The following is a 26,275-nucleotide window of genomic DNA, read 5'->3' as shown; positions in this document are numbered from 1 at the left end:
GCCGGCACGGACAGCCCCGCTGGGGGCGGCTCGCTATCCGCGGTACCGGCGGCTCAGTACCCGCGGTACTGCTGGTTGTTGTACGGATCCTGGTAGGGAGCCGGGGCCGGACGGGGAGCCGCGGGGCGCATGGCCTCGTAGCCCGCGGGTGCCGCCGGACGGGGCTGCTGCTGGTACTGCGGGCCGGGGTAGCCGCGCGGAGCGGTCGCCTGCTGCGGGATGTACGCCGCGGGCGCCTGCTGGAGCGGGGCCGGCTGCTGGGCCTGCGGGTAGCCGTAGGCGGGCTGGGCGGGAGCCGCCGGCAGCGCGGGCAGCGCCGACGGGAGGGCGGGCAGGTGGCTGCCCGGCATGTCGTACTGCGCGGGGACCCGGATCGGGGCGATCTGCGGGGTGCCCCGCTCGGCGACGAGCTTGTCGTAGATCGGGGTGTCCGGGAAGGAGGCGGAGTAGTAGCCGCCGCCATAGGTGGAGCGGGGGGAGGTCATGGCACATAAGTTAAGCCCACGATGTGCTGGTTGGGGAGACCGATAAGAGGGTTGTTTTCCGTGTCCGCAGTGACCCGGGATCCCCAATGCGAGCGAACTCGGCAAAAAGGGGCACCGAACCGGTCGGTGATCGTGTAAAGCCCGAGTTCCGGGCGGGTTACCAGCGGTTGGCCACCGATCTTCCGGCGACCGGTGCATGGGAGTTCCGGGCCGGGAGGAATAGGTTGAGCCGACACGACTCGACGGACGGCCGGGGCGGTCCCGGCGCGTGCCACACCATGGGGGCGGCGATGCACATGCTGAAAGGTTCGAACACTCCGGTTCCCACCGCGGCCCTGCGCGTGGAAGTGGGCTGGCGCGGCGGACCGGGCGTGCCGGACGCCGACGCCTCCGCCCTGCTGCTGGTCGCGGGAAAGGTCCGCTCCGACGCGGACTTCGTCTTCTACAACCAGCCCGCGCACTCCTCCGGCGCGATCCGGCACGAGGGCAAACGCGACGCCGGCGGCCGGATCACCGACACGGTCCTGGTCGACCTCGCGCGCGTGGAGCCCGCCGTCGAAACGGTCGTCCTCGCCGCCTCCGCCGACGGCGGCACGTTCGGGCAGGTCCCCGATCTGTACGTCGAGGTCCGGGACGCCGCCCAGGGCACGCCGGTGGCGCGTTTCGAGAACCCGGGCGCCACCACCGAAACCGCCTTCGTGCTCGGCGAGTTCTACCGCCGCCAGGGCGCCTGGAAGTTCCGCGCCGTCGGCCAGGGCTACAGCAGCGGCCTCGAAGGACTCGCCACGGACTACGGCATCACGGTCGACGAACCGCAGCGGGCGGCCCCCGCTCCCGCGGCCCCCGCCCCGACGGCCGCCCCGGCGCCTCCCGCCGCCGCTCCGTCGTACACCCGCCCGCCCGCGACGCAGCCCGTGGCCCCGCCGCCGCCCGCCACGCCCCCCGCCGCCCAGCCCGTCCGCCTCACGAAGGTGACGCTCACCAAGTCGGCCCCCTCCGTCTCTCTCACCAAGCAGGGCGGCACCTCCGGCGCGCTGCACGTGAACCTCAACTGGGAGGTGCGCAAGCAGTTCTCGGGGTGGAGCAGCAAGTTCGGGCGCCCGACCGCGCTCCACTCCGACCTCGACCTCGACCTGTGCGCGCTGTACGAACTCACCGACGGCAGCAAGGGCGTCGTCCAGGCCCTCGGCAACAGCTTCGGGGCGCTGCACCAGCCCCCGTACATCCACCTCGACGGTGACGACCGCACCGGAGCCGTGGCGTCCGGTGAGAACCTCACCGTCAATCTCGACCACAAGCACGCCTTCCGGCGCATCCTCGTTTTCGTCACCATCTACGAAGGCGCCCGTTCCTTCGCGGACCTGAACGCGACGGTCACCCTCCGGCCGCAGCACGGGGCGCCGATCGAGTTCTCCCTCGACGAGTGCACGGTCCCCTCACTCGTGTGCGCCCTGGCGCTGATCACCAACACGGGCGGCGACCTGGTCGTCCAGCGCGAGGCGCGGTACCTGGTGCCCGAGCGCGGCGTGAGCCCCCAGCGCACCGTCGACTACGCCTACGGGTGGGGCATGAACTGGACCCCCGGCAGGAAGTGACCCCCGTGGGCGGCCGTCAGCCCTCGTCGGGCAGGGCTTCCGGGCGCGCGTAGGTGCGGCCCTTCCAGGCCGCACCGCGTCCGCGGTAGTGCTGCACCGCCGAGTCGACCGTCATCAGCAGATACAGGAACGCGGTGAACGGCAGCAGGGGAGCGAGCCACAGGGGCTGCCCGTAGTAGCGGAGCATCGGGACGTACGTCCCCGCCATGACGAGCCAGGCGAGCCCGCCGGTGACCGCTGCCGCCGCATCGCCCCCGGCAAGACCGGCGACCACGGCCGCGGGCGGCACCAGATAGACCAGCACCAGCCCGGCCACCGTCCCGGCCAGCAGCAGCGGCTGGTGGCGCAGCTGCGCGTAGGCACTGCGCGAGACCATCCGCCACAGATCACCCAGCCGCGGATACGGCCGCACGCTGTCGACCCGGTCCGCGAGCCCCAGCCAGACGCGGCCGCCGGCGCCCTTGACGGCTCGCGCTAGGGCCACGTCGTCGATCACGGCGTGCCGGATGGCGTCCGGGATCCGCGCCCGCCCGGCGGTCTCGGCCCGCAGCAGGACACAGCCCCCGGCGGCGGCCGCCGTCCGCGTCCCAACCCCGCTGATCCGGCGGAAGGGGTAGAGCTGCGCGAAGAAGTAGACGAAGGCCGGCACCACGAAGCGTTCCCACACGCTCTCCACCCGCAGCCGGGCCATCTGGGAGACGACGTCGAAAGCTCCCGAGCGGGCCGCCGCCACCAGCTCCCGCAGACTGTCCGGCGCGTGCGCGATGTCGGCGTCCGTCAGCAGCAGGTACTCCGGGCCACGCGCGCGTGCCAGACCGATGCCGTGGCGCACCGCCCACAGCTTGCCGGTCCAGCCCGCCGGCGGTTCGCCCGGCGAGGACACGGTCAGCGGCAGCCCGCCGTGCCGGTCCGCCAGCTCCCGCGCGAGCGCACCGGTGCCGTCCGTACTGCCGTCGTCGACCAGGAAGACCTCCGCCCGGCCCTGGTAGTCCTGCAGCAGCAGGGACGGCAGCGCGGCGGGCAGCACGGCCGCCTCGTCGCGGGCCGGGACGACGACGCACACCGGCGGCCAGACGTCCGGCTCCCGGCGCGGTGGCAGGCGCACGTCCGTGCGCCAGAAGAAGCCCTGGCAGAGCAGCAGCCACAGCCAGGCGAGAAGCGATCCAGCGGCAGTCCAGACAAGGGCGCTCACGCGCGCAGTCTGCCCCACGGGAGCGGCCCCGGAGCGCTCATCGTCTATCGTGATCGGGTGAAGATCGCGCTCATGGACTCCGGTATCGGTCTGCTGGCGGCCACCGCAGCGGTACGGCGGCTGCGCCCCGACGCCGATCTCGTGCTCTCCCTGGACCCCGACGGCATGCCGTGGGGCCCGCGCACTCCACAGGACCTGACCGAGCGCGCCCTGGCCGTGGCCGAGGCGGCCGCCGCGCGCCGCCCCGACGCACTGATCGTCGGCTGCAACACCGCGACCGTGCACGCCCTCACCGCCCTGCGTGCCCGCCTCGAACCGGAGCTCCCGGTCGTCGGAACCGTCCCGGCGATCAAGCCCGCCGCGGCCGGGGGCGGTCACCTCGCCATCTGGGCCACCCCCGCCACCACCGGCAGCCCGTACCAGCGGGCCCTGATCCGCGACTTCGCCGGTGGCGTGCCCGTCACCGAAGTGCCCTGCTGGGGACTGGCCGAGGCCGTGGAGCACGCCGACGAGGCGGCCATCGACGCCGCCGTGGCCGCGGCCGCCGCGCTGACCCCCGAGGACGTGACCACCGTCGTCCTGGGCTGCACCCACTACGAGCTGGTCGCCGAGCGCATCCGGTCCGCCGTGCAGCGCCCCGGCCGCCCGCCCCTGGTGCTGCACGGCTCCGCGGGCGCCGTGGCCGCCCAGGCCCTGCGCCGGCTCGGCGCACAGCCCACGCCCGGGGCCACGCCCCACGGCACGCTGACCGTGCTGCTCAGCGGACGCGAGGGCACCCTGCCCGCTCCCGCCCTGGCCTACGAGGAGGGGCGGCTGCTGCAGGCGGTCACCCCGGCTGGCTGACCCCCACCACGCGCGACGGCCGTCGCCTCCCCGGGTAACCGTCCGCCCGGGCCGGTGCCCCGCCCACCCGGCCCAGTCACGCTCCGCCACGAGGTACCAGCGGAGCGAAACCTGAGTACCCTCAAAGGCATGAGGGACCACCGCCACGGCGAGAACGCCTCCCACGTGCCTGCCGGGGTCTGGACCGGCCGGGCCACCAACCGGGTCCAGTGGCTGCTGGCGCTCGTCGGCGCCGCCTGCATGGCGCTCGGCATCGAGCTGGCCGTCGACTCGGCGTGGACGTCCGGCGCCGCCCCGCTCGTCATGGCCGTCGTCGGCTGCATCGCCGCCGGGCTGCTGGTCCTCTTCGGGACCCTCGCCTTCGTCCACGTCGCCCTGCGGGTCGACGAGGACCACCTGGAGGTGCGCTGCGGCCACATCGGCGTCCCCCGCCGCCGTATCCCCCTCTCCCACGTGGCGGGCGCCACCTACATCTCCCACGTCACGCCCCGCCACTGGGGCGGCTGGGGCTACCGCTGGCGGCCCGAGAAGGGCACCGCGGTGGTGGTGCGCCGGGGCGAGGGCGTCGTGCTGGAGCTGTGGGACGGACACACCTTCACCGTCACCGTGGACGACGCGGAGGCGGCCGTGCGGGTGATCAAGGCGCGGCTGCGGCCCGGGAAACCCGGGGCACCCGCGCACTGAGGCATCGAGGCGCCTCCCCGGGAGCCGGTCACCAGGCGGGAGCGCGTCCGCCGTCCCGCGCGTGCGGATCCGTCGAGCGGCTCGGTGGCTCCTCGGCCAGCGGCCGGGCCGTCGCCAGGCCCGCCAGCAGTCCGGCCCCCACCGACACCGCCGTGAAGCTCAGCGCGTTGCCGATCGCGGCGATGGCGGCGAGCGCCGTCAGGGCCGCGCCCGCGGTCAGGGCCACGGGGGTCGGGCGCGGGCCGCGCCACAGCGCGTACATCATCCAGCCGAACGCCGACACCAGCAGCGCCAGCCCGACGAGACCCTGCTCGGCCGCCTGCTGCAACGCCGCCGAGTGCGGCTTGCCGTCGGACAGCAGCGACGGGGCCGACGCCGGGCTCAGCTCCCCGAAGCGGCCCGGGCCCGCCCCCAGGGCGCTGTTGTCGCGCAGCAGGTGCCAGGCGTCCTGCCACAGCTGGACCCGGTGCGTCGTCAGCCGTCCCTCGAGGGCGGCGGCGAACCCGCCCGGCACGCTCCCCGACGCCACCGCCCAGGTCAGGCCCGTCACCACCGCCGCCACGGCGGCCAGCACCGCGAGGCCGGCGCCGCGGTGCCGGGTGCGGCCGGCGGCCAGCGAGCACAGCAGCACCGCGACACAGGTGACACACCCGGTGGCCGAACCGAGCACCGCCGCCAGCACCGCGGTGCCCGCGGCCAGCAGACGCAGCGCGAACCGTGCGAGGAAGCCCGGAGCGGCCCAGGCCGCGCAGCACGCGGCACCCGCCGACAGCGTCAGCACCGCCGCGGTGGCCCCCGCGTGCCCCAGCGGCGCGGAGATCTGCGGGCCCGGAGCCAGATGCGGCACGGCCAGCGTCAGCCCGACCCCGGCCAGCGCACCGGCGCACGGGGCCCCGACCGGCAGCAGGGCCCCGCCGATCCGGCCCGCCGCGTACCCGGCCGCCACGGCCAGCACCGCGAGAAGCACGCCCTCCGGCCGGCCGTCGTGCGCCGCCGCCGTGATCAGGGACCAGCCGGCGCAGGCCCCCAGCACCACGACACCCGTCGCGTCGGAAACGATTCTTCTCTCGCCGTCCGCGTCCGGCCCGGACGCGGACACCCCGCCTCGACCCACCACGCCACGCCCCCCGCACCCGTCGCCCGCACCAGTCGCCCCCGACCTGTGAAGACCCCGGTCACCGGGACCGTCACCGGCCGCGGGACTGAGGCTTCGGCACACCGTAACGGCTGGTGGACATTTTGGGGATGTGTCGTGACGAAATGAGCAGCAGGCCGCGGCACCCGCGGGGCCCGGGGCGCCGCGGACCGCGCTGTCGGTGCGCAGGCCGGTCGACTTAGACTCCGGGAGTGACCGTCACCGCAACCTCCGTCGACGAGTCGGACCAGCTGGACCCGCGGACCGCGCCCCGGGCGCGCGTCTGGGCCCGGCGGCTCGTCCCGGCCGCCGCAGCCGCGCTCTCCGGCCTGCTCCTCTACGTCAGCTTCCCGCCCCGCACCCTGTGGTGGCTGGCCCCACCGGCCTTCGCCGTCTTCGCCTGGGTGCTGCGCGGGCGCGGCTGGAAGGCGGGACTCGGCCTCGGATACCTCTTCGGCCTCGGCTTCCTGCTGCCGCTGCTGGTGTGGACCGGGGTGGAGGTGGGGCCGGGCCCCTGGCTCGCCCTGGTGGCCATCGAGGCGGTCTTCGTCGCGCTGGTCGGCGCGGGGATCGCGGCCGTGTCGAAACTGCCCGGCGCGGCCGTGTGGGCGGCCGCCGTGTGGATCGCGGGCGAGGCGGCACGCGCGCGTGCGCCCTTCAACGGCTTTCCCTGGGGCAAGGTCGCGTTCGGGCAGGCGGACGGCGTGTTCCTGCCGCTCGCCGCGGTGGGCGGCACCCCCGTGCTCGGCTTCGCCGTCGTCCTGTGCGGCTTCGGCCTCTTCGAAGTCGTGCGTCTGATTCTCGACAGGCGGGCCACCGGGCTCGTGCGGCCCGCGGCGGCCGCCGCGGCCGCGCTGAGCCTGGGCGTCCCGGTCCTCGGGGCGTTCGCGGCCCGCCCCCTGGTCAGCGACGAGGCCGAGGACGGCAGCGTCACCGTCGCGGTGATCCAGGGCAACGTGCCGCGCGCCGGTCTCGACTTCAACGCCCAGCGGCGGGCCGTCCTCGACTACCACGCGCGCGAGACCGAGCGCCTGGCCGCCGACGTCGACGCCGGCAAGGTCGCCCGGCCCGACTTCGTGCTCTGGCCGGAGAACTCCTCCGACATCGACCCCTTCGCCAACCCCGACGCCCGCGCGGTGATCGATGCGGCGGCCCGGGCCGTGGGCGTGCCCATCTCCGTCGGCGGCGTCGTCGAACGCGACGGCAGGCTGTACAACGAGCAGATCCTGTGGGATCCGGCCAAGGGACCGGTCGACACCTACGACAAGCGCCAGATCCAGCCCTTCGGCGAGTACCTGCCGCTGCGCTCGCTCATCGGCGCGATCAACCCGGCCTGGACGGCCATGGTCCGCCAGGACTTCAGCCGGGGCACCGAGCCGGGCGTGTTCACCATGGACGGCGCCGAGGTCGGCCTGGTCACCTGCTACGAGGCCGCCTTCGACTGGGCCGTGCGCTCCGAGGTCACCGACGGCGCCCAGATGATCTCCGTGCCGAGCAACAACGCCACCTTCGACCGCAGCGAGATGACGTACCAGCAGCTCGCCATGTCCCGCGTCCGCGCGGTCGAGCACAGCCGGACCGTCGCCGTGCCGGTGACCAGCGGGGTCAGCGCCTTCATCATGCCGGACGGCAGGATCACCCAGCGGACCGGCATGTTCGTGGCCGACTCGCTGGTGCAGAAGGTGCCGCTGCGCTCCTCGCAGACCCCCGCCACCCGGCTCGGCGTCCTGCCGGAGATCGCGCTCGTGCTCGTCGCGGCCGGCGGACTCGGCTGGGCCGTGGGCGCCGGCCTGCGCGGGCGACGCGCCGGTGACGTGTAGCCGTACGCCGGTCGCACGCCGCCTGAAACCGGCCAGGGCGCCCGGACCGGCCCTTTAGGGTCGTGACCATGGCTACTCCTGACTTCATCCGCACGCTCCGCGCCTCCGCGGGCCACCAGCTGCTCTGGCTCCCCGGGGTCACCGCCCTCGTCTTCGACGACGAGGGCAGAGTGCTGCTGAACCGCCGGGCCGACACGCGCAGGTGGTCGGTGATCGGCGGCATCCCGGACCCGGGGGAGCAGCCGGCGGAGTGCGCGGTGCGCGAGGTCTACGAGGAGACGGCCGTGCGCTGCGTCGCCGAACGGGTCGTCCTGGTCCAGGCCCTGGATCCCGTGACGTACGGGAACGGCGACGTCTGCCAGTACATGGACATCACCTTCCGCTGCCGGGCCGTCGGCGGCGAGGCCCGGGTCAACGACGACGAGTCACTGGACGTGGCCTGGTTCGACGTCGATGCCCTGCCCGAGCTGAACGAGTTCGGAGTGCTGCGGATCAAGCAGGCCCTGTCGGACGCCCCCACATGGTTCGGCCCCACTGGATCCAGCTGAACTGTGGGGTGTGACCACATGGGTCGGGGCTGCGGCCCTGCCTAGGGTCGGGGCATGACCGCGCCTCGTGTCCTCCCGGCTCCCCACGCCAGCCCGCTCGACCTCGGCGGCCGCACCGCGCTCGTCACCGGTGCCGCCGGCGGCATCGGCCGCGCCTGCGCCCTGCGGCTCGCCGCCGCCGGCGCCAAGGTCAGAGCCGTCGACCGGGACGCCGCCGGACTGGAGGCGCTCGCCGCGCAGGGCACCGGCCTCGCGGGCACCCTGGAACCGCACGTCCTCGACCTCACCGACCTGGACGCCGCCGAGCTCGCCGCCGCGGGCACCGACGTGCTCGTCAACAACGCCGGACTGCAGCTCGTGCGCCCCATCGAGCAGTTCCCGCCCGACGTCTTCCACACCGTGCTCACCGTCATGCTGGAGGCGCCGTTCCGGCTCATCCGCGGCGCCCTGCCCCACATGTACGGGCAGGGGTGGGGCCGCATCGTGAATGTGTCGTCCGTCCACGGGCTGCGCGCCTCGGCCTACAAGTCGGCCTATGTGGCCGCCAAACACGGCCTGGAGGGACTGTCCAAAACCACCGCCCTCGAAGGCGCGCCCCATGGTGTCACCTCGAACTGTGTGAACCCCGGCTATGTGCGCACCCCCCTGGTCGAGACGCAGATCGCCGACCAGGCGCGGGCCCACGGCATCCCCGAGGAGCGCGTGCTGTCCGAGGTGCTGCTCCAGGACAGCGCCCTCAAGCGGCTCATCGAACCGGAGGAGGTCGCCGAGGCCGTGGCCTACCTGTGCTCCCCGCAGGCCTCCTACATGACCGGCGCCTCGCTCGTGCTCGACGGCGGCTGGACCGCCCACTGAGCGCCGGGCCGCCCCGCAGTTGTCCACAGGCCTGACGGGACGGCCGGGTCATGGTGAATCCTGTGAGCATGTCCAGCGATCACGTGCAGCAAGCCGAGCGCTCCGCCGGCCCCGGGGAACGGCCGGCGAGCGCCGAGACGCCCTACCTGGAGCTCCTGGCCCGGGGCGCGTCCGCCGACGCCTACGAGCAGCCGGTGCTGCTCGCGCGCGCCGAAGGGCGGCCGCCGGAGTGGATCGCGGCGCTCCAGCGGGCCAAGCCGCTCGCCCTGCGCGTCCGCGCGGAGCTGGAGGGCCGGCGCCGCCGCGAGGCCGAGCTGTCCGCGCTGTTCGAGACCGCCCACGACCTCGCCGGCCTGCGCGACCTCGACGCCGTCCTCCAGGCGATCGTCCAGCGCGCCCGCTCCCTGCTGGGCACGGACGTCGCCTACCTCAGCCTGAACGACCCGGCGCGCGGGGACACCTACATGCGGGTCACCGAGGGCTCGGTCGCCGCCCGGTTCCAGCAGCTGCGGCTCGGCATGGGCGAGGGCCTCGGCGGCCTGGTCGCCCAGACGGCACGCCCCTACGTCACCGACGACTACTTCAAGGACGACCGCTTCCAGCACACCCTCACCATCGACGCCGGCGTGCGCGACGAGGGACTCGTGGCGATCCTGGGCGTGCCCCTGACACTGGGGCACCACGTCATCGGCGTGCTGTTCGCGGCGGACCGCCGGGCCCGGGTCTTCGAGCGGGAGCAGATCGCCCTGCTGGGCTCCTTCGCCGCCCTGGCCGCCGCCGCCATCGACACCGCCAACCTGCTCGCCGAGACCCGCTCCGCCCTCGCCGGTCTGGAGCGGGCCAACGAGATCATCCGGGACCGCAGCGGCGTCATCGAGCGCGCCTCCGACGTGCACGACCGGCTCGCCGAACTGGTACTGCGCGGCGGCGGGGTGCACGACGTGGCCGCCGCGGTCTCCCAGGTCCTCGACGGCACGGTCGAGTTCGCGGAGGCCGCCGCGGCACCGGCGGAGGCCCTGGAGGCCTCCCGCGAGGAGGGCCACGCGGTACGCCACGAGGACGACTGGATCGCGGCCGTCGCGGCCGGCGGTGAACTGCTCGGCGCGCTCGTGCTGCGCGGCCACCCGGGCCTCGACCCCGTCGACCAGCGCACGCTGGAGCGGGCCGCCATGGTCACGTCCCTGCTGCTCCTGGCCCGCCGGTCCGCCGCCGAGGCCGAGCAGCGGGTGCGCGGGGAGCTGCTGGACGACCTGCTGGACGCACGCGACCACGACCCGCGCGTGCTGCGGGAGCGCGCGGCCCGCCTCGACGCCGATCTCGACGCCGTGCACGTGGTGCTGGCCGCACGGCTGGAGGGCGGCGCCGCCGACGCCGACGAGGAGGCCGACGTCCGCAGACGCCTGGCGGCCGCGGCGTCCCACCTCGCCGCGACCCGGCACGGCCTCGCCGCCGCCCGTGACGGCGGCACGGTCCTGCTGCTGCCCCTCGGCCCCGGCGGCAGCGCCACCGAGCTGGCCCGCGGCGCCGCCCGGCAGCTGGGCACGGCGGTCCACGCACCGGTCACCGTCGGCGCCTCCGGGCCCGCCGACGGCCTCGCCACCCGTCCCGACGCGGTGGCCACGGCCTACGGGGAGGCCCGGCGCTGCCTCGACGCCCTCCGCCTGCTCGGCCGCACCGGGGACGGGGCGGCCGCCGAGGACTTCGGCTTCCTGGGGCTGCTGCTGGCCGGCGACCGGGACATCCCGGGCTTCGTCGACCGCACCATCGGCCAGGTCGTGGAGTACGACCGGCGCCGCGGCACGGAGCTGCTGCGCACCCTGGACGCGTACTTCGACTGCGGCATGAGCCCGGCGCGCACCAAGGACGAACTGCACGTCCATGTGAACACGGTCGCCCAGCGCCTGGAGCGCGTCGGCCGCCTCCTCGGCGACGACTGGCAGAGCCCGGCCCGCGCCCTGGAGATCCAACTGGCGCTACGACTGCACCGACTGTCGTCACCTACGGGGCACTGACCCCGGGGGGACTGCCCCCAGGGAGGGGCTGACCCGCCGGGCACCGGCCCCAGCGGCCGCCCCCCACGGCACCGCAGGTCGACTGCCCCACGGCGCGGCCCCCGCACGCCTGCGGCGCACGGGGGCCTGGGGCGTGCGTCTCAGAGGGCCCGGGCGTCGTGCGGCGTGCTCGCGGTCGGTGTCGCCTCGGCGGCGTCGACATCGGCCAGGTCCCGGTGGCGGGTCTCCTTGGCCGCCGCCACCGCGATGACCGTGAGGACGGCGGCGGCGATGACGTACAGGGCGATCGGCGTGGAGCTGCCGTAGTCGGACAGCAGCGCGGTGGCGATCAGCGGCGCCGGCGCGCCCGCCGCGACCGAGGCGAACTGGGCCCCGATGGACGCCCCGGAGTACCGCATCCGCGTCGCGAACATCTCCGAGAAGAACGCGGCCTGCGGCGCGTACATCGCCCCGTGCAGCACCAGCCCGACGGTCACGGCCAGGAGCAGGCTGCCGAAGCCGCCGGTGTCGATCAGCGCGAAGAAGGGGAACATCCACAGCCCCACCCCGACCGCACCCATCAGGTACACGGGCCGGCGGCCGATCCGGTCGGAGAGGGCGCCCCACGCCGGGATGACCGCGAAGTGCACGGCGGAGGCGATCAGCACCGCGTTGAGCGCGGTCTGCTTGGAGACGCCGGCCGAGGTGGTGGCGTAGACGAGGATGAACGCGGTGATCACGTAGTAGCTGATGTTCTCCGCCATGCGCGCGCCCATCGCGACCAGGACGTCACGCCAGTGGTGGCGCAGCACGGCGACGAGCGGAAGCTTCTCCGCCGTCGCGTCCCGGGCCGCGCTGCGCGCCTCGGCCTGCGCCAACGCCTGCTTGAACACGGGCGATTCATCGACAGACAGACGAATCCACAAACCGACGATGACCAGCACACCGGAGAGCAGGAACGGGATCCGCCAGCCCCAGCTGGTGAACGCGGCGTCCGACAGCAGGGCGGTCAGCAGGGACAGCACACCGGTGGCGAGGAGCTGCCCCGCCGGTGCGCCGGTCTGCGGCCACGAGGCCCAGAAGCCGCGCCGCCGCGCGTCCCCGTGCTCCGACACGAGCAGCACCGCGCCGCCCCACTCGCCGCCGAGCGCGAAGCCCTGCACCAGCCGGAGCACGGTGAGCAGGACCGGCGCGGCGGTGCCGATGGTGGCGTGCGTGGGCAGCAGTCCGATCGCGAAGGTCGCCCCGCCCATCAGCAGCAGACTCAGCACCAGCAGCTTCTTGCGCCCGAGCCGGTCGCCGTAGTGCCCGAACACCAGGGCGCCCAGGGGCCGGGCGGCGAATCCGACGGCGTACGTCAGGAACGACAGCAGTGTGCCGACGAGCGGGTCGGAGTCGGGGAAGAACAGCTTGTTGAAGACGAGCGCGGCGGCGGAGCCGTAGAGGAAGAAGTCGTACCACTCGATGGTGGTGCCGATGAGGGACGCGGCGACGATGCGCTTGAGGTTGTTCGGCGTTGGGGGAGCGGATGCTGCGGAGGCCATGTGCGCCACTTCCTCGTGTGCGGTGGGGACGGGTACGTGTCGGCACACCGTAGAAACCCGCAGGTCAAGCGCACATGTGGTGAGACACCATAGTTAAGCCCATAACTATGCGTCAGACCACCATGCCCGCTGGCGGTTTCCCTGGTCGCAGTTCGGCAACCGCGGGCAGCGAGCGGACCTCAGACGGGATAGGCGTGGGTCTGGGTGGCCTTTACCGTTGCCCAGACCTCGGCGCCCGGGTGCAGGTCGAGTTCGGTGGCGGCGACCGTCGTGAGGTCGGCGGCGAGGGGGAGTTCGCCGGTGAGGTCGGCGCGGATCTGGTCCCCGTGTGTCTCCAGGCCGTTGACCTCGCAGCGCCACAGGTTGCGGGCGCTGGAGCCGGTGGGACGCGTGCGGTGGAGCGTCACCGCGCCGGGCGGGAACGCCACGAAGACCGGGCCGGACAGCTGCTCGGTGGTGGTGAGGGCCGGGCCCTCGGCGAGCCGGACGGTGTGCCCGTCGGCCTCGCCCCGGTACAGGTTGAGTCCGACCAGCTGGGCGATGTAGTCCGTGCGCGGGTGGCGGGCGATGTCGGACGGGGTGCCCTCCTGGACGACCCGGCCCTGCTCGACGACGACCAGGCGGTCGGCGAGCACCATGGCGTCCAGCGGATCGTGCGTGACCAGGACGGCGACCGCCTCGAAGTCGGCCAGGTGGCGCCGGAGCCGGGCGCGCACCTCCAGCCGCGTACGGGCGTCCAGCGCCGCCAGGGGCTCGTCCAGCAGCAGCAGACGGGGGTGGGTGGCCAGCGCGCGGGCCAGGGCGACACGCTGGGCCTGGCCGCCGGAGAGCCTGCGCGGTCTGGCACCCGCGTGGTCGGCGAGGCCCAGCCGGTCCAGCCATGCGGCGGCCTGCGCGCGGGCCTCCGCCTTGGTGGCGCCGTGGCAGCGGGGGCCGAAGGCCACGTTGTCGAGGGCCGTGAGGTGCGGGAAGAGCAGATAGTCCTGGAAGACGACGCCGACCGGGCGCGACTCCGGTGGCCGGCGGTCCAGGTCCGTGCCGTCCAGACGCAGATGGCCGCCGGTGAGCGGGGTCAGGCCGGCGAGGGCGCGCAGGGCCGTGGTCTTGCCGGCGCCGTTCGGGCCGAGCAGGGCCACCACCTCGCCGGGCGCGACGGCCAGGGCCACGTCCAGGCGGAAGCCGCCCCGCTCCACGACGAGACGGGCGTCGAGCCCTGCCGTACCGGAGTCGACGTGGACGTCGTGGTCCCGGGGCCCCCGGAGCCCTCGGGGCCCGCGTGCGGGGCCCTCGTGCGCTCCGCCGCGCCGACCGCTCATACGGGCCTCCCTCATGACGCTCTCCCTCATGCGGCTCTCCCACATGCCGCTCATCCCGCGCTCATCCAGCGGTCCCGCAGCCCGGCCAGTACCGCGATCGACACCGCCAGCAGCACCAGGCTCAGGGCGATCGCCGCCTCCGGGTCGCTCTGCAGGGCCAGGTAGACGGCCAGCGGCATGGTCTGGGTGCGGCCGGGGAAGTTGCCGGCGAACGTGATGGTCGCGCCGAACTCGCCCAGCGCCCGCGCCCACGCGAGCACCGCGCCGGCCGCGATGCCCGGGGCGATCAGCGGCAGCGTGACCCGGCGGAACGCGGTGAAGCGGGAGGCGCCCAGGGTGGCGGCCGCCTCCTCGTAGCGCGGGTCGGCGGCCCGCAGCGTGCCCTCCACGCTGATGACGAGGAACGGCATCGCCACGAACGCCTCCGCGACGACGACCCCGGCCGTCGTGAAGGGCAGGGTGATCCCGAACCACGCGTCCAGCCACTGCCCCACGATGCCGTTGCGCCCCAGGGCCATCAGCAGGGCCACGCCCCCGACGACCGGCGGCAGCACGAGCGGCAGGGTCACGAGGGCCCGTACGACACCGCGGCCGGGGAAGTCGACCCGGGCCAGCAGCCAGGCCAGCGGCACGCCGATCACCAGGCTCACCGCGGTCGCCGCCGTCGCGCACAGCAGCGACAGTCTGAGGGCCTGCCACACGGCGGCGCTGGTCAGCTGCTCGGGCAGGCTCTGCCACGGAGTCCGAACGAGCAGCGCGATCAGCGGGAAGGTCAGGAAGGCCACCCCGAGCAGCGCGGGAAGGAGCAGCGCCAGGGGTACGCCGGTCCGGACGCGCCCGGCTCGCGGGCCGCCCCGGAGGCGCCGGGATGGCGGGCCGCCCCGGACACGCCGGGACCGCGGGCCGCCCCGGACACGCCGGGACCGCGGGCCGTCCGGGATCCTGTCGGCCGTGTCGCCGGGCCGGTCGTTCGGGCCGGTCACGGGGTGAGGAACCCGGCCCGGCTCAGCACCCGCTCGCCCTCGGCGGACCGCACGAGCGCGATGAACGCCTTGGCGGCCTCGGCGTTGGGCGCGTCCTTGAGCAGGGCGATCGGGTAGTCGTTGACGGCGTCGGCGGACTCGGGGAACTCCACGCCCTCCACCTTGTCACCCGCGGCGCGCACATCCGTCTTGTAGACGACGGCCGCGTCGGCCTCCTTCAGTTCGACCTTCGTCAGGGCGGCCTTCACGTCCTGCTCGTAGGAGACCGGGGTGAGCTTCAGCCCGCCGGCGTCGAGAGCCTTGCGGGCGGCGGCGCCGCACGGCACCTCCTGGGCGCACAGCACGACCTTGAGGCCCTTCGCGGTGAGGTCCTTCAGGGAGGAGATCCGGTCGGGGTTGCCCGGCAGGGTGGCGATCTCCAGTTCGTTGCGGACGAAGGTGGCGGGTGTGCCGGAGGCGTCACCGGCGTCCGTGACGATCTTCATGGTCCTGGGGCTGGCCGCGGCGAAGACGTCCGCGGGGGCGCCGCCGGTGATGCTCGCGGCCAGGGAGTCGCTGCCGCCGAAGCTGAAGGTGACCTTCGTGCCGGGGTGCTCCTTCTCGAAGCGCTTGCCGAGCGCGGTGAAGCTGTCCTGCAGCGAGGCGGCGGCGAAGACGGTCACCTCACCGGTCACCTCGCCCTGGGAGGAGCCGGAGGCGGGGGCGCCCGAGGTGTCCGATCCGGACGACGAGCACGCGCTCAGGGCCAGCAGGGCGGCGGCTCCCGGCACCGCGATGCGGAACGGACGGCGGCGCGCGGTACGGGTCATCTCGGGTGCACTCCCTCTACGGACTCTCGGGTGACGCGGCCGCACCCCCGGTGCGGTGGGCGTGCATGCGTACGTCGATGATAGTGCCGCAGATGCCAGGGGGAAGTCTCCTGTGGGTTCGCATGAGCGGGGGAAGTGTTCCGTGAGGCTGGCATGTGCGTTCGTATGGGGCCTCACGCCCGGTCGATGTGCACGTTCGTCGACTTCACCCGGGCCGTGGCCTCCATGCCGACCTCCAGTCCCAGTTCCTCCACGGCCTCCCGGGTCAGCAGGGACACCAGGCGGTGCGGTCCGGCCTGGATCTCCACCTGTGCCGCGACGTCGCCGAGCTTCACGGCGGTGACGATGCCGGGGAAGGCGTTGCGGGCGGAGGTGTAGGGGGCGGTGTCCTCCTCGGCGCCGCCGCTCTGGGCCAGCTCCACGGAGAAGGCGGCCAGGTCCCGGCCGTCGATCAGGCGCCGTCCGCCCTCGTCCCGGTGGGTCGCCACCCGGCCGGCGTCCGCCCAGCGCCGCGCGGTGTCGGGGCTCACGCCGAGGAGCCGTGCGGCCTGGCCGATCGTGTAGGACTGCATGGGCGCCAAGATAGGCGATCCGGCCGGGCACCTCACCGCCGTGCCGTGCGCCCGAGCCCGTGGTGGTCGAGGAGCCAGCGGCCCAGCAGGGCCCCGCCGAAGAACACGTAGCCCACGCCGATGAGCCAGGACTCCACGACGAGGACGACGCCGACCGCCCCGTAGCTGATCGCGTTGGTGACGATGAGCGGCGTGAAGACGAAGTAGGAGAACGTGCGCAGGCCGACCAGGCCCACCAGGGTGGCCACCGCCCCGGGGAGCAGTTCGCTCCAGCGGACCTGCCCGCCCAGCAGGAAACGCTGCCCCCACCAGAAGAACAGCACACCGGACGCCGTGCTCAGCGCGATCCGCTCGGGTCCGGACACCAGGCTGCGCGTCTGCACCTCCTGGTACAGGTAGAGCGTCATGGCGATCATCCACACCGCCTGGCGCCAGACGCGGTGCCAGGGCCCGGCCGCCAGCCCCCAGATCCGCTCGTAGCCGTTCTGCACGCTTCCCGCGAAGGCCACGCCGAAGACGGCGAGCGCGACGCCGCCGAGCACGCTGGTGGTGCCGATGACCTCCCGCGGAGGGCTGATGATGTCGGTCAGGACCCGGGCGGACCGACCGGACAGCCCCATGCCGTCGGCCAGCCACGAGGCGAAGCCGCCGCGCCCGAGCGGATCGGCGGCGGCCACCACGATCAGCAGCGGTGCCAGCGTGACCAGCGCGAGCGTGGCGAACCCCATGGCCCGGTGCATCAACTCCACGTCGCGGCCCCGCCGGACGAGGGTGTGCGCCCCCAGCCGGTGCCACGCGTCGCGCATGCCGCGCCCCGATGGTCTGGTGGGGCTCATCCCGCGTCCGCCTCCGGATGCGCTCGCTCTCCGCTCGGTCCCGGAGATCGTTGACCGTTCCGAAGCGGGGCAAACATGATCATTCCTGGCCTCCTGTGCCGGGCCGGCGAACAGCCACTCCCCGATGGTCGTTCATCATCATGAACATTGCTCACGTGGGTGTACATCCACGCCCTCACCATGCGACGCTCGGTCAACTCCGTTCCCCCGCCCACCCGTTGGAGGGATCTCATGAGTGTTTCCCGGCGCACCGTGCTGGCGACGGCGGCCGGTGCCGCGGCGACGGTGACGGCGGCGGCACCAGCCGCAGCGGCCGCCCCGGCACCGGTGCCCACCCAGCGGACGCTGCGCGCGGCCGCCGACTACGCCGTCGAGAAGCTGCGCGCCGTCGCGCCGGCCGTGACGGCCTTCCCGGTCGGCACGAAGTTCGAGAAGTGGACCTACTCCCAGAACGGCGACTGGGTCGGCGGCTTCTGGCCGGGCACGCTGTGGATGGCGTGGCTGCACAGCGGGGACGACACCTTCCGCGCCCAGGCCCTCGCCTCCGCGCGCAAGCTCGCCCCGCGCCAGCACGACACCGGCACGCACGACCTCGGCTTCCTCTTCTACCCCTCCTGGGTCACGGCCTGGCGGCTGACGGGCGACGAGACCTGGCGCGCGGGCGCCCTGCGGGCGGCCGACTCGCTGATCAAGCGGTACAACCCGCGCGGCCGGTTCATCAGGGCATGGGGCGCACTCGACGATCCCGGCAACGCCGGCCGCGTCATCGTCGACACGATGATGAACCTCGACCTGCTGGCCTTCGCGAGCGGCCAGACCGGCGACGGCACCTACCTGGACATCGCCGTGGAGCACGCGCGGACCACCCAGCGGGTCTTCCCGCGCGCGGACGGATCCACCCCGCACGTCTACGACTTCGACCCCGCCACCGGTGAGCCGATCGGCCCGAACACCGTGCAGGGGTACAGCCCCACGTCGTGCTGGTCGCGCGGACAGGCGTGGGGCCTGTACGGGTTCACCACCATGTACCGCAGGACCGGCGACCGCGCGTTCCTGGCCACCGCCCGCAGACTCGCCGACTTCGCCGTCGGGGCGCTGACCCCGGACCACGTCCCGGTGTGGGACTACCGCGCCCCGCAGCAGCCGCACGACATCAAGGACGCCTCGGCCGGCGCGATCACGGCCTGCGGCCTCCTCGACCTGGCGGCGGCCACCGGCAGGACCGCCTACCGCGACGTGGCACTGCGGATGCTCACCGCGCTGTCGGAGACGTGCCTGACGAGGAACTCCGCCCGCGCCGAGGCCGTGGTGGCCCGCTGCACCCGCAACCGCCCGGCCGAGGACGGCGTCGAGATCTCCCTCCCGTACGCCGACTACTACCTGCTGGAAGGCATCCTGCGGGTGCTGCGGCCGCAGGACGTCGACCGGGCGATCGACCTCTCCACGGTCTGACGGAACGGTCTGACCGAGCGGCCCGACTGGACGGCCCGACCGGACGGCCCGGCCGGCCCGGGGCGCGGTCAGCCCGCGATGGAGTCCAGCTGTTCCGCCGCCGGGCGCAGGGCCCACAGGTCGCCGCCCGGCGGCTCCTGGAGCAGCGGCACGGCCCGCCGCGCCTCCCGGTCGCCGGCGTCGGCGGCCGCGTGGACGACGTCCGTCGCCGCGAACCGCCGGAAGTCGAGCTCCGGATGCGGCCAGGCGCTCGCCCCCGTCGCCGCGGGCAGCAGGTAGTCCACGGCCTTGAACAGGCTCTGTCCGTCCGGGCCCGTGTAGTCCCACAGGTCGACGCCCACCTTGCGGCCGATGGCGGCCAGCCGTGTGTGGGCGACCAGGGTGAACGTCGAGTAGTGCCAGCTCCGGGTGCGGGCCAGTTCCTGGGGCTGGCTGCCGTCGGGCGCGATCTGCGGCGCGATGCGCTTGCCCCCGGCCTCCAGGACCGTCCGGCGGGCCAGTTCCTCGTCGCCGGTCGCGTAGGCGAGGCCGGCGACCTGCAGGTCGTGGAAGGTGCCGTGGTTGTTGGTGGCGGCGGCTTCCTGCCTGCCGAAGTCGCTGGTGCGGAGCCAGTCGAGGAAGGCGGTGTTCCAGGCCCTCATGCCGGCGCGGTCGCGCGCGGTCCAGCCCGGCGCGCCGGTCTCCAGCAGGGCGAGCGCGTCCAGGACGGCGGTGTACGACTGGGAGAAGTCGATGATGCCGATGGCCCGGCCGTCGTACTTGCAGGGGATGAACTGCGCGTGCCGCAGGTGCGGGTTCATCCGGGTCGCCGGGTCGGGGAACCAGGTGCGCAGCACCTGCCCGGCCTTGCGTGCGTACCGTCGCTCGCCCGTGTAGTACCAGGCGAGGGAGAGGTCGTAGGCCGAGTCGAAGGTCTTCTCGACGTCCTGGCGGTCGGTGCCGGTGTCGACCTCGGGGTTGCGTTCGCCGTCGCGCTGGACGTAGGGGCAGCCCCACGGGTTCTCCGCGGACGGGGTCGTGCCGGGCCACCAGTACGGCGCCTGGCTCAGGTAGTCGTGGACGTCGCCGCTGGGGGCGGGCCGTGGTTTGTCGACGACGGTCCAGGGGCCCTGGTCGAGCCAGCGGTCGGCGCGCGCCCGCAACGCCCGGACGGCGCGCCGCAGCCCGGGATCGCCGTGCTCCAGACGCAGCTTCGTCCGCTGCAGCCGGGCGCCGTCCAGGACGGCGGTGCCGGGAACGCGGGCGGCGTGCCGGGTCTCCCCGTGTGCCGAGGCCATGGGGAGTACCCCGGCCAGCAACGCGGTGAGGGCCAGCAGCACGACGACGGGACGGGACCGTGCCTTCATGGTCCGCCACTCCTCTCTGGTCATGTACGTGAATGACGTTCAGGATGGTGGGAGCTGGCGTGAGCATGCCACGGCACGCGGAAGGGGGGAAGGGCTCGGGAACGGCGGACTGTCGGAGATCCGGACCGAGGTGCCGGGCGCGGTGCTCAGTCGGCGTAGCGGGGTGTCCACTGCGCCCGCGTGATCGCCTCGCGCAGTTCCTCCTCCGTCGCGTGCGGGGCCACCCCGTCCTCGACGGCGGCGAGGGCCGCGGCCAGGGCGATCTCGCGGGCGGAGTCGCGCATCCCGGCCAGCGGAGGCAGCAGCGGCACGGGGCCCTCGACGCCCTCGGCCGCCCGTACCGCGCACCGGGCGACGGCCCGGGCGGCGGCCACGAGCATCCGGTCGGTGACGCGCGTGGCCCGGCCCGCCGTCACCGCGAGACCCATGGCGGGGAAGACGTACACGTTGTTCGACTGCGCCACCGGCACCCGGTGCCCGTCCACCATGAGTGGCGGGAAGGGTGAACCGGTGGCGATCAGCGCCCGGCCGTCCGTCCAGCGGGTCAGGTCGGCGGGCTCGGCCTCGGAGTGGGACGTGGGGTTCGACAGCGGGAAGATGACGGGCCGTTCGCAGGTGCCGGCCATCTGCCGCACGATCTCCTCGGTGAAGGCGCCGTGCGCCGTCGACAGGCCGATCAGCGCGGTCGGCTCGACCCGGCGCACCGCCTCGGCCAGACCCGTGCCGTCCCAGTCGGCGACCTCGCCGTCGTCCCGCGCGAACACCCGCTGCTGCGGGGAGAGTCCGGAGCGGGACGACACCAGCAGGCCGTCCACGTCGAGGATCCAGAACCGCGCCGTCGCCTCGTCCTCGGACAGCCCCTCGTCCACCATGGCCGTCCGGATCATCTCCGCGACCCCGATCGCGGCCGACCCCGCCCCGAGGATCACCAGCCGCTGCTCGGGCAGGGGCGTGCCGGCCACGTCCGCGGCGGTGGACAGGGCACCGAGCGTGACCGCCGCGGTGCCCTGGATGTCGTCGTTGAACGTGAGCAGCCGGTCCCGGTAGCGCTCCAGGATCGGGTACGCGTGGGCCGTGGCGAAGTCCTCCCACTGCAGCAGCGTCCCGGGCAGCTCCGCCTCGACCGCCGCCACGAACGCCTCGATCATCTCGTCGTACTCGGCGCCCGTCAGCCGGCGGTCCCGGCGGCCCAGGTAGCGGGGGTTGCCCAGCAGCTCCTCGTTGTCCGTCCCGACGTCCAGCAGGATCGGCAGGGTGCGGGCGGGGTGGATGCCGCCGATCGCCGTGTAGAGGCTGAGCTTGCCGATGGGGATGCCCATGCCGCCGACGCCCTGGTCGCCGAGCCCCAGGATGCGCTGCCCGTCGGTGACGACGATGACGTCCACGTCCTGGTTGCCGTGCGGGCGGTTGCGCAGGATGTCACGGAAGCGGTGCCGGTCCTCCCAGGTGAGGAACAGTCCGCGCGGCCGCCGGTAGATCTCGCTGAACCGCCGGCAGGCCTCGCCCACCGTCGGTGTGTAGACGACCGGCAGCAGCTCCTCCAGGTGCTCGGTGACCAGACGGTAGAAGAGCACCTCGTTGGTGTCCTGCAACTGCCGCAGGTAGATGTGCCGGTTGAGGGGCTTGTCGTACCCGCGGAACGCCTCGTAGGCGCGGGCGACCTGTTCGTCCAGGGTCTCCACGGCGGGCGGGAGCAGCCCGTCGAGACCGAGTGCCTCGCGCTCTTCGCGGGTGAAGGCGGTGCCCTTGTTGACCAGCGGGTCGGCCAGGGTCGTGACGGCGGGGCTGGTGGTGGGGCGGGGGCGGTGCGTCGGCTGGTCCATGGTGGGACGCCTTCCCGCGACGGGCCGGTTCGTGCGGGTGACGTGTGCCATCCGGACCAACGGCGGGACCGTTCGGGGAAAGTCACCGCGACACCGATGAGTTCCGCGGCGCCGCGCCGTCCATCTCTCCGAAAGGCGCGCCCCGCGCCCCCGACTCACCTCAGGAGACACCGACATGAGTGCGACGACCCCCGAGACCCCGACCGGCACGGCGACCACCCCGACCGCCCCCGCCACCGCCCCGACCGCCCCGGACACCACGGCGACCGCCCCGGCCACCCCCCGGACCGTCACCGGCTTCCTCGCCGCACGTCCCGTCTGGCTCGCCGGAGTCCTGGCGACCCTGGCCGGCGCCGTCGTGACCGAGGCCTTCGCGCTGGGCGCGCGGGCTGCGGGCGTCCCCATGGAAGCGGCGAGTCCCGGCGCCACCGAGGCCGCAGGGATCCCGGTCGGCGGGTTCTTCGGCGGGGTGGTGTTCTGGTCGGTCGCCGGGATCGTCCTCGCGGTCGCGCTCGCCCGCTGGGCCCGCAGGCCCGCCCGCACCTTCACGGTGACCACCGTCGCCCTCACCGCGCTGTCCCTCGCCGGTCCCGCCGTCGCCCCGCACACGGCCGTGTCCACCCAGGTCGTGCTGGCCGTGTCCCACGTGGTGGCCGCCGCGGTGATCATCCCGCTGCTGGCCCGCCGACTTCCCGGCACCCGGCGGTGACGCCCTCCCCCCCACGAAACCGGCGGTCGCACGCTACGGCGTGCCGGTCGTGGCCAGCGGACGGGCGGAGCCGTGCGGGAGCCCGCGGACGAAAGCGGACCGCAGCGCGTGGTACGGGGCCTCCGGGTCGAAGAACGCGGCCCGCATCCGCGCGAGTTCGGTGCGCCGGTACTCGGCGAGCGGCTGCTGGAGCTCGTCCGCGTGACGTGCCGTGGTCTTGGTGGTGATCCGGCGCGGCAGGTCCGGGTCGGCGGCCACGTCGGCCGCCAGCCGCTCCACCTCCGCGGTGAACTCCCGGGGAGACACCGGGACCAGACGGTCCACAAGACCGAGCCGCTCCGCCGTCGCCGCGCTCACCGGCAGGGCCTCGCTCGTCAGCCGCTCGGCCGTCTCGGCGCCCACCCGGCGCGGCAGCGAGTACGTCCAGAACTGCGAGCCGTACAGGCCCAGGTTCCGGAAGTGCGGGTTGAGGACACCGCCCGTGCGGCACCAGACCTCGTCGGCGGCCAGGGCGAGCATCACGCCGCCGGCCGCCGCGTTGCCGCCGAGGGCCGCGATCACCACCCGGTCGGTGGTGCGCAGCACGGCCTCGACCAGGTCGTTCAGGGCGAGGAGGTTGGACCAGGACTCGGCCGCCGGGTCGCCGGAGGCCTCGATGACGTGCAGATGGCCGCCGTTGGAGAAGACGTCGCGGGCACCGCCGAGCACCAGCACCGAGGTCGGGCGGGTGAGCGCGTACCGGTAGGCGGCGAGCAGCCGGCGGCAGTGCGTCGTGCTCATCGCCCCGCCCGGGAACGAGAAGGACAGGAAGCCGACGGCGCCCTGCTGCCGGTAGCGGATGTCGGCCCAGGTGGTGCGGCCGGGAGGCAGTTCGAGCGGGACGGCGATCTCCGGCAGCCAGTACGGGCGGTCCTGCGATCCGGGCATGCCCGGGCCGCTGCCGGGCGGCGCCGGGAAGCCGGCGAGCACCGAGGCCGCCGGGCGGCGGAACGGGGCCGGGTCGCCGGAGCTCCTGCGGGGGCGCAGCTCCGGGATCCACACCGCGCCGTCCCGGGTGGCCCGGCAGAGCGCGCCCGAGCGGGTCGCCAGCAACTCCCCGGGCGCTCCGCGCAGCCGGTCCTCCGGATGGCCGCCGTGCAGGTACACCTCCCGGCCGCAGAGCTCGTCCAGGACGCCCGGCCGCGAGTCGCCCCCGCGCAGCTTGCGCAGCACCGTCTCCGTGTCGTCGTTCTCCCAGTCGATCCGCCGCTGCTCCGGGCGGAAGGCATCGCGCCACACCACGCGGATCCCCGGGTCGCTCTGCGGCCGGGGCTTGAACGAGCCCTCCGCGAAACGCTGTACGGCCAGCAGTACGGCGGCGGTTGCGGCGTCGGACAGCTCGTTGCGGTACACGTCGCCCTTGCCGGCCGGCGGCACCGTGAACGACCCGTCCGCCCAGATGTCCCCCGCGTCCGGCGCCGGGTCGGCCTGCAGCACCGTCACGCCCCACTCGGAGGCGCCCTCGTCGATCGCCCAGTCCAGCGGCGACGGTCCCCGGTCGCCGGCCGGACCGGGGCGCACGATCAGACAGGTGTGCTCCCGCCACACGTCCTCGGGCAGGGGCGACGCGGGCATCGGCGCGACGATCAGGTCCGGACGCATCTCGCGCACGGCGGCGCGGACCGCGTCGTCCCCGTGCGAGGCGAGGACGACGTCCACCTGGTGTCCCTGGTCCGACAGTTCGGTGTACACGCGCTGGGACAGGCTGTTGAACGCGCTGGCGACGAGCAAGATGTCCATGACACGGCATGGTCGCCGGTCGGGGGAGGGCCGCGAAGGACCACGTCGGCGTTTCGCCCCTGATGTCCGCTTACGGCCGGTAGTGCGCTGCTCTGTTCCCCTCAGTCGTCTCGCAGGTCCTTCACCCGGCGGAGCTTGCCCAGGGAGCGTTCCAGGGTCTCCGGCTCGACGATCGCCACCTCCGCGGAGACGCCGACCCCGTCCTTGACGGCCTGCGCGATCGCCCGCGCCGCCGCCTCCCGCTCATCGGGGCCGGTGCCGGGACGGGTCTCGACCCGCACGGTCATGTGGTCCAGCCGGCCCCGGCGGGTCAGCTGGATCTGGAAGTGCGGCGCGACCCCGGGGGTGCGCAGCACGATCTCCTCGATCTGGCTGGGGAACACGTTCACCCCGCGCAGGATGATCATGTCGTCGCAGCGGCCGGTGATCTTCTGGATGCGGCGGAACGCGGGCCGGGCCGTGCCGGGCAGCAGCCGGGTCAGGTCGCGGGTGCGGTAGCGGACGACCGGCAGCGCCTCCTTGGTGAGGGACGTGAAGACCAGCTCGCCCTCCTCGCCCTCGGGCAGCACCTCGCCCGTGATCGGGTCGACGACCTCCGGGTAGAAGTGGTCCTCCCACACGTGCAGCCCGTCCTTGGTCTCCACGCATTCCTGCGCCACGCCCGGGCCGATCACCTCCGACAGGCCGTATATGTCGACGGCGTGGAGGTCCATCCGCTCCTCGATCTCGCGGCGCATCTCCTCCGTCCACGGCTCGGCGCCGAAGATGCCCACCCGCAGACTGCTCGTACGCGGATCGACGCCCTGCCGCTCGAACTCGTCGAGCAGGGTGAGCATGTAGGACGGGGTGACCATGATGATCTCGGGCCGGAAGTCCTGGATGATCTGCACCTGCCGGGCGGTCATGCCGCCGGAGGCGGGGATCACCGTGCAGCCGGCCCGCTCGGCGCCGTAGTGCGCGCCGAGGCCGCCCGTGAACAGTCCGTAGCCGTAGGAGATGTGCACCTTGTGGCCCGGGCGCCCGCCGGCCGCCCGGATCGAGCGGGCCACCAGGTCCGACCACATCGACAGGTCGTTCTCCGTGTAGCCCACCACCGTGGGGCGGCCGGTGGTGCCGCTGGAGGCGTGCACGCGGCGCACCTGGTCCATGGGGACCGCGAACATGCCGAACGGGTAGGTGTCCCTCAGGTCGGCCTTCGTGGTGAACGGGAAGCGGGCCAGGTCCTCAAGGGAGCGGCAGTCCTCGGGCGTGACCCCGGCGGCGTCGAACTTCTCGCGGTACGTCTCCACATGGTCGTAGGCGTGCCGCAGGCTGCGGCGCAGCCGGTCGAGCTGCAGCTCGCGCAGCTGCTCACGGCTCAGGCGCTCGGCGTCGTCCAGCAGGTCGTGGGGGAGGGGCTCACCCCGCCGCCGGCCGGCCGCGGTGTCCGTCGTGGCGTCCGTCTCGCTGGTCATGCCGGCTCCTCCGCCCTCGTGCTCCTGATGCTGCGGCTGCGGCCCCGGAACTCCGCCACCACCTCGTCACCGCGCCGGACGGTCACGTCGTAGAGGCCGCTGCGGCCGTAGCGGGTGCGCTCCTCGGCCCGCGCCACGAGGACGTCGCCCTCGTGTGCCGGGGTCACGAAGGTGATGTCGGCGCCGGCCGCGACCGTCGTCGGGCCGTGGCTGTTGCAGGCGCAGGCGAAGGCGCTGTCGGCGAGCAGGAAGACGTACCCGCCGTGGGCGATGCCGTGCCCGTTCACCATCGACCGGGTCACGGTCATGCGCAGCACGGCCGTCCCCTCGCCCCGCTCCAGCAGCTCGATCCCCAGGCCGCGGGAGGCCTCGTCCGCGGCGAACATGGCCTCCGCGGCCGGTGTCGCGTCAGCGGTATGACTCACTTCTCGCACCACCTTGTAGCCCGACCGAACATTCGGTTAGCTTCGGTGCCGCCAAGTAATCAATTCGCTCCGGTGCCTG

23 protein-coding genes are annotated in these 26,275 nt (G+C 73.9%); 9 read left to right on the top strand and 14 right to left on the bottom strand.

Annotation, left to right across the window (positions count from 1 at the left end; all coding sequences use genetic code 11):
• Window positions 1-53: 53 nt before the first annotated feature.
• A complete protein-coding gene (locus tag CHR28_RS03855) occupies window positions 54-485 on the bottom strand; it encodes a DUF6643 family protein (RefSeq protein WP_094051996.1) in 432 nt (143 codons plus the stop codon).
• Window positions 486-781: 296 nt separating this feature from the next.
• Between CHR28_RS03855 and CHR28_RS03850 the strand changes: the two genes are divergently transcribed.
• Window positions 782-2,080: a TerD family protein gene (locus CHR28_RS03850; RefSeq protein ID WP_094052143.1), complete on the top strand. Its 1,299-nt coding sequence runs from the start codon at window positions 782-784 to the stop codon at window positions 2,078-2,080.
• Window positions 2,081-2,096: 16 nt separating this feature from the next.
• Here CHR28_RS03850 and CHR28_RS03845 read toward each other — a convergent pair whose 3' ends face one another.
• Window positions 2,097-3,290 (bottom strand): glycosyltransferase, encoded by a 1,194-nt coding sequence (locus tag CHR28_RS03845; protein ID WP_094051995.1) that lies wholly within the window; start codon window positions 3,288-3,290, stop codon window positions 2,097-2,099.
• A gap of 39 nt (window positions 3,291-3,329) precedes the next feature.
• On the opposite strand from CHR28_RS03845, the gene CHR28_RS03840 reads away from it, so the two are divergent.
• On the top strand, window positions 3,330-4,115 hold the full coding sequence (locus CHR28_RS03840) for a glutamate racemase (protein WP_094051994.1): 786 nt from the start codon (window positions 3,330-3,332) through the stop codon (window positions 4,113-4,115).
• A 129-nt stretch (window positions 4,116-4,244) separates the two neighbouring features.
• Window positions 4,245-4,799: a hypothetical protein gene (locus CHR28_RS03835; protein WP_094051993.1), complete on the top strand. Its 555-nt coding sequence runs from the start codon at window positions 4,245-4,247 to the stop codon at window positions 4,797-4,799.
• A gap of 28 nt (window positions 4,800-4,827) precedes the next feature.
• On the opposite strand, the gene CHR28_RS03830 is transcribed toward CHR28_RS03835, so the two are convergent.
• Window positions 4,828-5,859, bottom strand: a complete 1,032-nt coding sequence (locus tag CHR28_RS03830) for an O-antigen ligase family protein (RefSeq protein ID WP_256984117.1) — start codon at window positions 5,857-5,859, stop codon at window positions 4,828-4,830.
• Between the two features lie 287 nt (window positions 5,860-6,146).
• Between CHR28_RS03830 and lnt the strand changes: the two genes are divergently transcribed.
• The 4 genes from lnt to CHR28_RS03810 all read left to right on the top strand — a co-directional run bounded on the left by lnt (window position 6,147) and on the right by CHR28_RS03810 (window position 11,169).
• Window positions 6,147-7,754, top strand: coding sequence for an apolipoprotein N-acyltransferase (gene lnt / locus CHR28_RS03825; RefSeq protein WP_094051991.1), 1,608 nt, complete (start codon window positions 6,147-6,149; stop codon window positions 7,752-7,754).
• 68 nt (window positions 7,755-7,822) lie between these two features.
• A complete protein-coding gene (locus CHR28_RS03820) occupies window positions 7,823-8,302 on the top strand; it encodes an NUDIX hydrolase (RefSeq protein ID WP_094051990.1) in 480 nt (159 codons plus the stop codon).
• Between the two features lie 54 nt (window positions 8,303-8,356).
• Window positions 8,357-9,157, top strand: a complete 801-nt coding sequence (locus CHR28_RS03815; RefSeq protein WP_094051989.1) for a 3-hydroxybutyrate dehydrogenase — start codon at window positions 8,357-8,359, stop codon at window positions 9,155-9,157.
• A 68-nt stretch (window positions 9,158-9,225) separates the two neighbouring features.
• Window positions 9,226-11,169 (top strand): helix-turn-helix domain-containing protein, encoded by a 1,944-nt coding sequence (locus CHR28_RS03810; protein WP_094051988.1) that lies wholly within the window; start codon window positions 9,226-9,228, stop codon window positions 11,167-11,169.
• A gap of 140 nt (window positions 11,170-11,309) precedes the next feature.
• Here CHR28_RS03810 and CHR28_RS03805 read toward each other — a convergent pair whose 3' ends face one another.
• The 6 genes from CHR28_RS03805 to CHR28_RS03780 form a co-directional block, all read right to left on the bottom strand.
• A complete protein-coding gene (locus CHR28_RS03805; protein ID WP_094051987.1) occupies window positions 11,310-12,692 on the bottom strand; it encodes an MFS transporter in 1,383 nt (460 codons plus the stop codon).
• Between the two features lie 179 nt (window positions 12,693-12,871).
• The gene (locus CHR28_RS03800) at window positions 12,872-14,008 is read right to left on the bottom strand and encodes an ABC transporter ATP-binding protein (RefSeq protein WP_256984110.1); all 1,137 of its coding nucleotides are present in this window, start codon (window positions 14,006-14,008) and stop codon (window positions 12,872-12,874) included.
• 50 nt (window positions 14,009-14,058) lie between these two features.
• Window positions 14,059-14,991, bottom strand: coding sequence for a molybdate ABC transporter permease subunit (modB, locus tag CHR28_RS03795; RefSeq protein WP_373453319.1), 933 nt, complete (start codon window positions 14,989-14,991; stop codon window positions 14,059-14,061).
• Complete coding sequence (gene modA, locus CHR28_RS03790) at window positions 14,988-15,800, bottom strand: molybdate ABC transporter substrate-binding protein (RefSeq protein WP_094051986.1); 813 nt, start codon at window positions 15,798-15,800, stop codon at window positions 14,988-14,990. The genes modB and modA overlap by 4 nt, the downstream gene beginning before the upstream one ends.
• 173 nt (window positions 15,801-15,973) lie before the next feature.
• Window positions 15,974-16,372 carry a TOBE domain-containing protein gene (locus CHR28_RS03785; protein WP_094051985.1) on the bottom strand — a complete coding sequence of 133 codons (399 nt, stop codon included), beginning with the start codon at window positions 16,370-16,372 and terminating at the stop codon, window positions 15,974-15,976.
• 32 nt (window positions 16,373-16,404) lie between these two features.
• Entirely contained in the window at window positions 16,405-17,178 is a 774-nt protein-coding gene (locus CHR28_RS03780; RefSeq protein WP_094051984.1) for a ribonuclease BN, read from the bottom strand.
• Window positions 17,179-17,439: 261 nt separating this feature from the next.
• On the opposite strand from CHR28_RS03780, the gene CHR28_RS03775 reads away from it, so the two are divergent.
• Complete coding sequence (locus tag CHR28_RS03775) at window positions 17,440-18,660, top strand: glycoside hydrolase family 88 protein (RefSeq protein WP_094051983.1); 1,221 nt, start codon at window positions 17,440-17,442, stop codon at window positions 18,658-18,660.
• Window positions 18,661-18,728: 68 nt separating this feature from the next.
• Here the strand turns inward: CHR28_RS03775 and CHR28_RS03770 are convergent, their stop codons facing one another.
• Window positions 18,729-20,006, bottom strand: coding sequence for an alginate lyase family protein (locus CHR28_RS03770; protein WP_094051982.1), 1,278 nt, complete (start codon window positions 20,004-20,006; stop codon window positions 18,729-18,731).
• A 146-nt stretch (window positions 20,007-20,152) separates the two neighbouring features.
• Window positions 20,153-21,829 carry an NAD-dependent malic enzyme gene (locus tag CHR28_RS03765; RefSeq protein ID WP_094051981.1) on the bottom strand — a complete coding sequence of 559 codons (1,677 nt, stop codon included), beginning with the start codon at window positions 21,827-21,829 and terminating at the stop codon, window positions 20,153-20,155.
• 175 nt (window positions 21,830-22,004) lie between these two features.
• Between CHR28_RS03765 and CHR28_RS03760 the strand changes: the two genes are divergently transcribed.
• Entirely contained in the window at window positions 22,005-22,538 is a 534-nt protein-coding gene (locus CHR28_RS03760) for a DUF6069 family protein (protein ID WP_179272299.1), read from the top strand.
• A gap of 33 nt (window positions 22,539-22,571) precedes the next feature.
• Here CHR28_RS03760 and CHR28_RS03755 read toward each other — a convergent pair whose 3' ends face one another.
• The 3 genes from CHR28_RS03755 to paaI all read right to left on the bottom strand — a co-directional run bounded on the left by CHR28_RS03755 (window position 22,572) and on the right by paaI (window position 26,157).
• The gene (locus CHR28_RS03755; protein ID WP_094051980.1) at window positions 22,572-24,317 is read right to left on the bottom strand and encodes an enoyl-CoA hydratase-related protein; all 1,746 of its coding nucleotides are present in this window, start codon (window positions 24,315-24,317) and stop codon (window positions 22,572-22,574) included.
• A 101-nt stretch (window positions 24,318-24,418) separates the two neighbouring features.
• Window positions 24,419-25,771 carry a phenylacetate--CoA ligase PaaK gene (gene paaK, locus CHR28_RS03750; RefSeq protein WP_094051979.1) on the bottom strand — a complete coding sequence of 451 codons (1,353 nt, stop codon included), beginning with the start codon at window positions 25,769-25,771 and terminating at the stop codon, window positions 24,419-24,421.
• Window positions 25,768-26,157, bottom strand: a complete 390-nt coding sequence (paaI, locus tag CHR28_RS03745; protein ID WP_094051978.1) for a hydroxyphenylacetyl-CoA thioesterase PaaI — start codon at window positions 26,155-26,157, stop codon at window positions 25,768-25,770. The genes paaK and paaI overlap by 4 nt, the downstream gene beginning before the upstream one ends.
• Window positions 26,158-26,275: the final 118 nt, after the last annotated feature.

The sequence above is a fragment of the Streptomyces sp. XY006 genome (genome assembly GCF_002237655.1).
Lineage (GTDB): Bacteria > Actinomycetota > Actinomycetes > Streptomycetales > Streptomycetaceae > Streptomyces > Streptomyces levis.
Note: the sequence above shows the minus strand (reverse complement) of the source record. Positions and strands in the feature narration are given on the sequence as shown.

Excerpts from the sequence above, each read along its gene's own strand:
- CHR28_RS03800 (WP_256984110.1), bottom strand. The coding sequence starts at position 14,008 with ATGAGCGGTCGGCGCGGCGGAGCGCACGAGGGCCCCGCACGCGGGCCC.
- CHR28_RS03770 (WP_094051982.1), bottom strand. The coding sequence starts at position 20,006 with ATGAAGGCACGGTCCCGTCCCGTCGTCGTGCTGCTGGCCCTCACCGCG.
- CHR28_RS03805 (WP_094051987.1), bottom strand. The coding sequence starts at position 12,692 with ATGGCCTCCGCAGCATCCGCTCCCCCAACGCCGAACAACCTCAAGCGC.
- modA (WP_094051986.1), bottom strand. The coding sequence starts at position 15,800 with ATGACCCGTACCGCGCGCCGCCGTCCGTTCCGCATCGCGGTGCCGGGA.
- CHR28_RS03820 (WP_094051990.1), top strand. The coding sequence starts at position 7,823 with ATGGCTACTCCTGACTTCATCCGCACGCTCCGCGCCTCCGCGGGCCAC.
- CHR28_RS03855 (WP_094051996.1), bottom strand. The coding sequence starts at position 485 with ATGACCTCCCCCCGCTCCACCTATGGCGGCGGCTACTACTCCGCCTCC.
- CHR28_RS03755 (WP_094051980.1), bottom strand. The coding sequence starts at position 24,317 with ATGGACATCTTGCTCGTCGCCAGCGCGTTCAACAGCCTGTCCCAGCGC.
- CHR28_RS03815 (WP_094051989.1), top strand. The coding sequence starts at position 8,357 with ATGACCGCGCCTCGTGTCCTCCCGGCTCCCCACGCCAGCCCGCTCGAC.
- CHR28_RS03810 (WP_094051988.1), top strand. The coding sequence starts at position 9,226 with ATGTCCAGCGATCACGTGCAGCAAGCCGAGCGCTCCGCCGGCCCCGGG.
- paaI (WP_094051978.1), bottom strand. The coding sequence starts at position 26,157 with ATGTTCGCCGCGGACGAGGCCTCCCGCGGCCTGGGGATCGAGCTGCTG.
- CHR28_RS03850 (WP_094052143.1), top strand. The coding sequence starts at position 782 with ATGCTGAAAGGTTCGAACACTCCGGTTCCCACCGCGGCCCTGCGCGTG.
- CHR28_RS03780 (WP_094051984.1), bottom strand. The coding sequence starts at position 17,178 with ATGCGCGACGCGTGGCACCGGCTGGGGGCGCACACCCTCGTCCGGCGG.
- CHR28_RS03835 (WP_094051993.1), top strand. The coding sequence starts at position 4,245 with ATGAGGGACCACCGCCACGGCGAGAACGCCTCCCACGTGCCTGCCGGG.
- CHR28_RS03760 (WP_179272299.1), top strand. The coding sequence starts at position 22,005 with ATGAGTGCGACGACCCCCGAGACCCCGACCGGCACGGCGACCACCCCG.
- CHR28_RS03775 (WP_094051983.1), top strand. The coding sequence starts at position 17,440 with ATGAGTGTTTCCCGGCGCACCGTGCTGGCGACGGCGGCCGGTGCCGCG.
- CHR28_RS03765 (WP_094051981.1), bottom strand. The coding sequence starts at position 21,829 with ATGGACCAGCCGACGCACCGCCCCCGCCCCACCACCAGCCCCGCCGTC.
- CHR28_RS03785 (WP_094051985.1), bottom strand. The coding sequence starts at position 16,372 with ATGCAGTCCTACACGATCGGCCAGGCCGCACGGCTCCTCGGCGTGAGC.
- paaK (WP_094051979.1), bottom strand. The coding sequence starts at position 25,771 with ATGACCAGCGAGACGGACGCCACGACGGACACCGCGGCCGGCCGGCGG.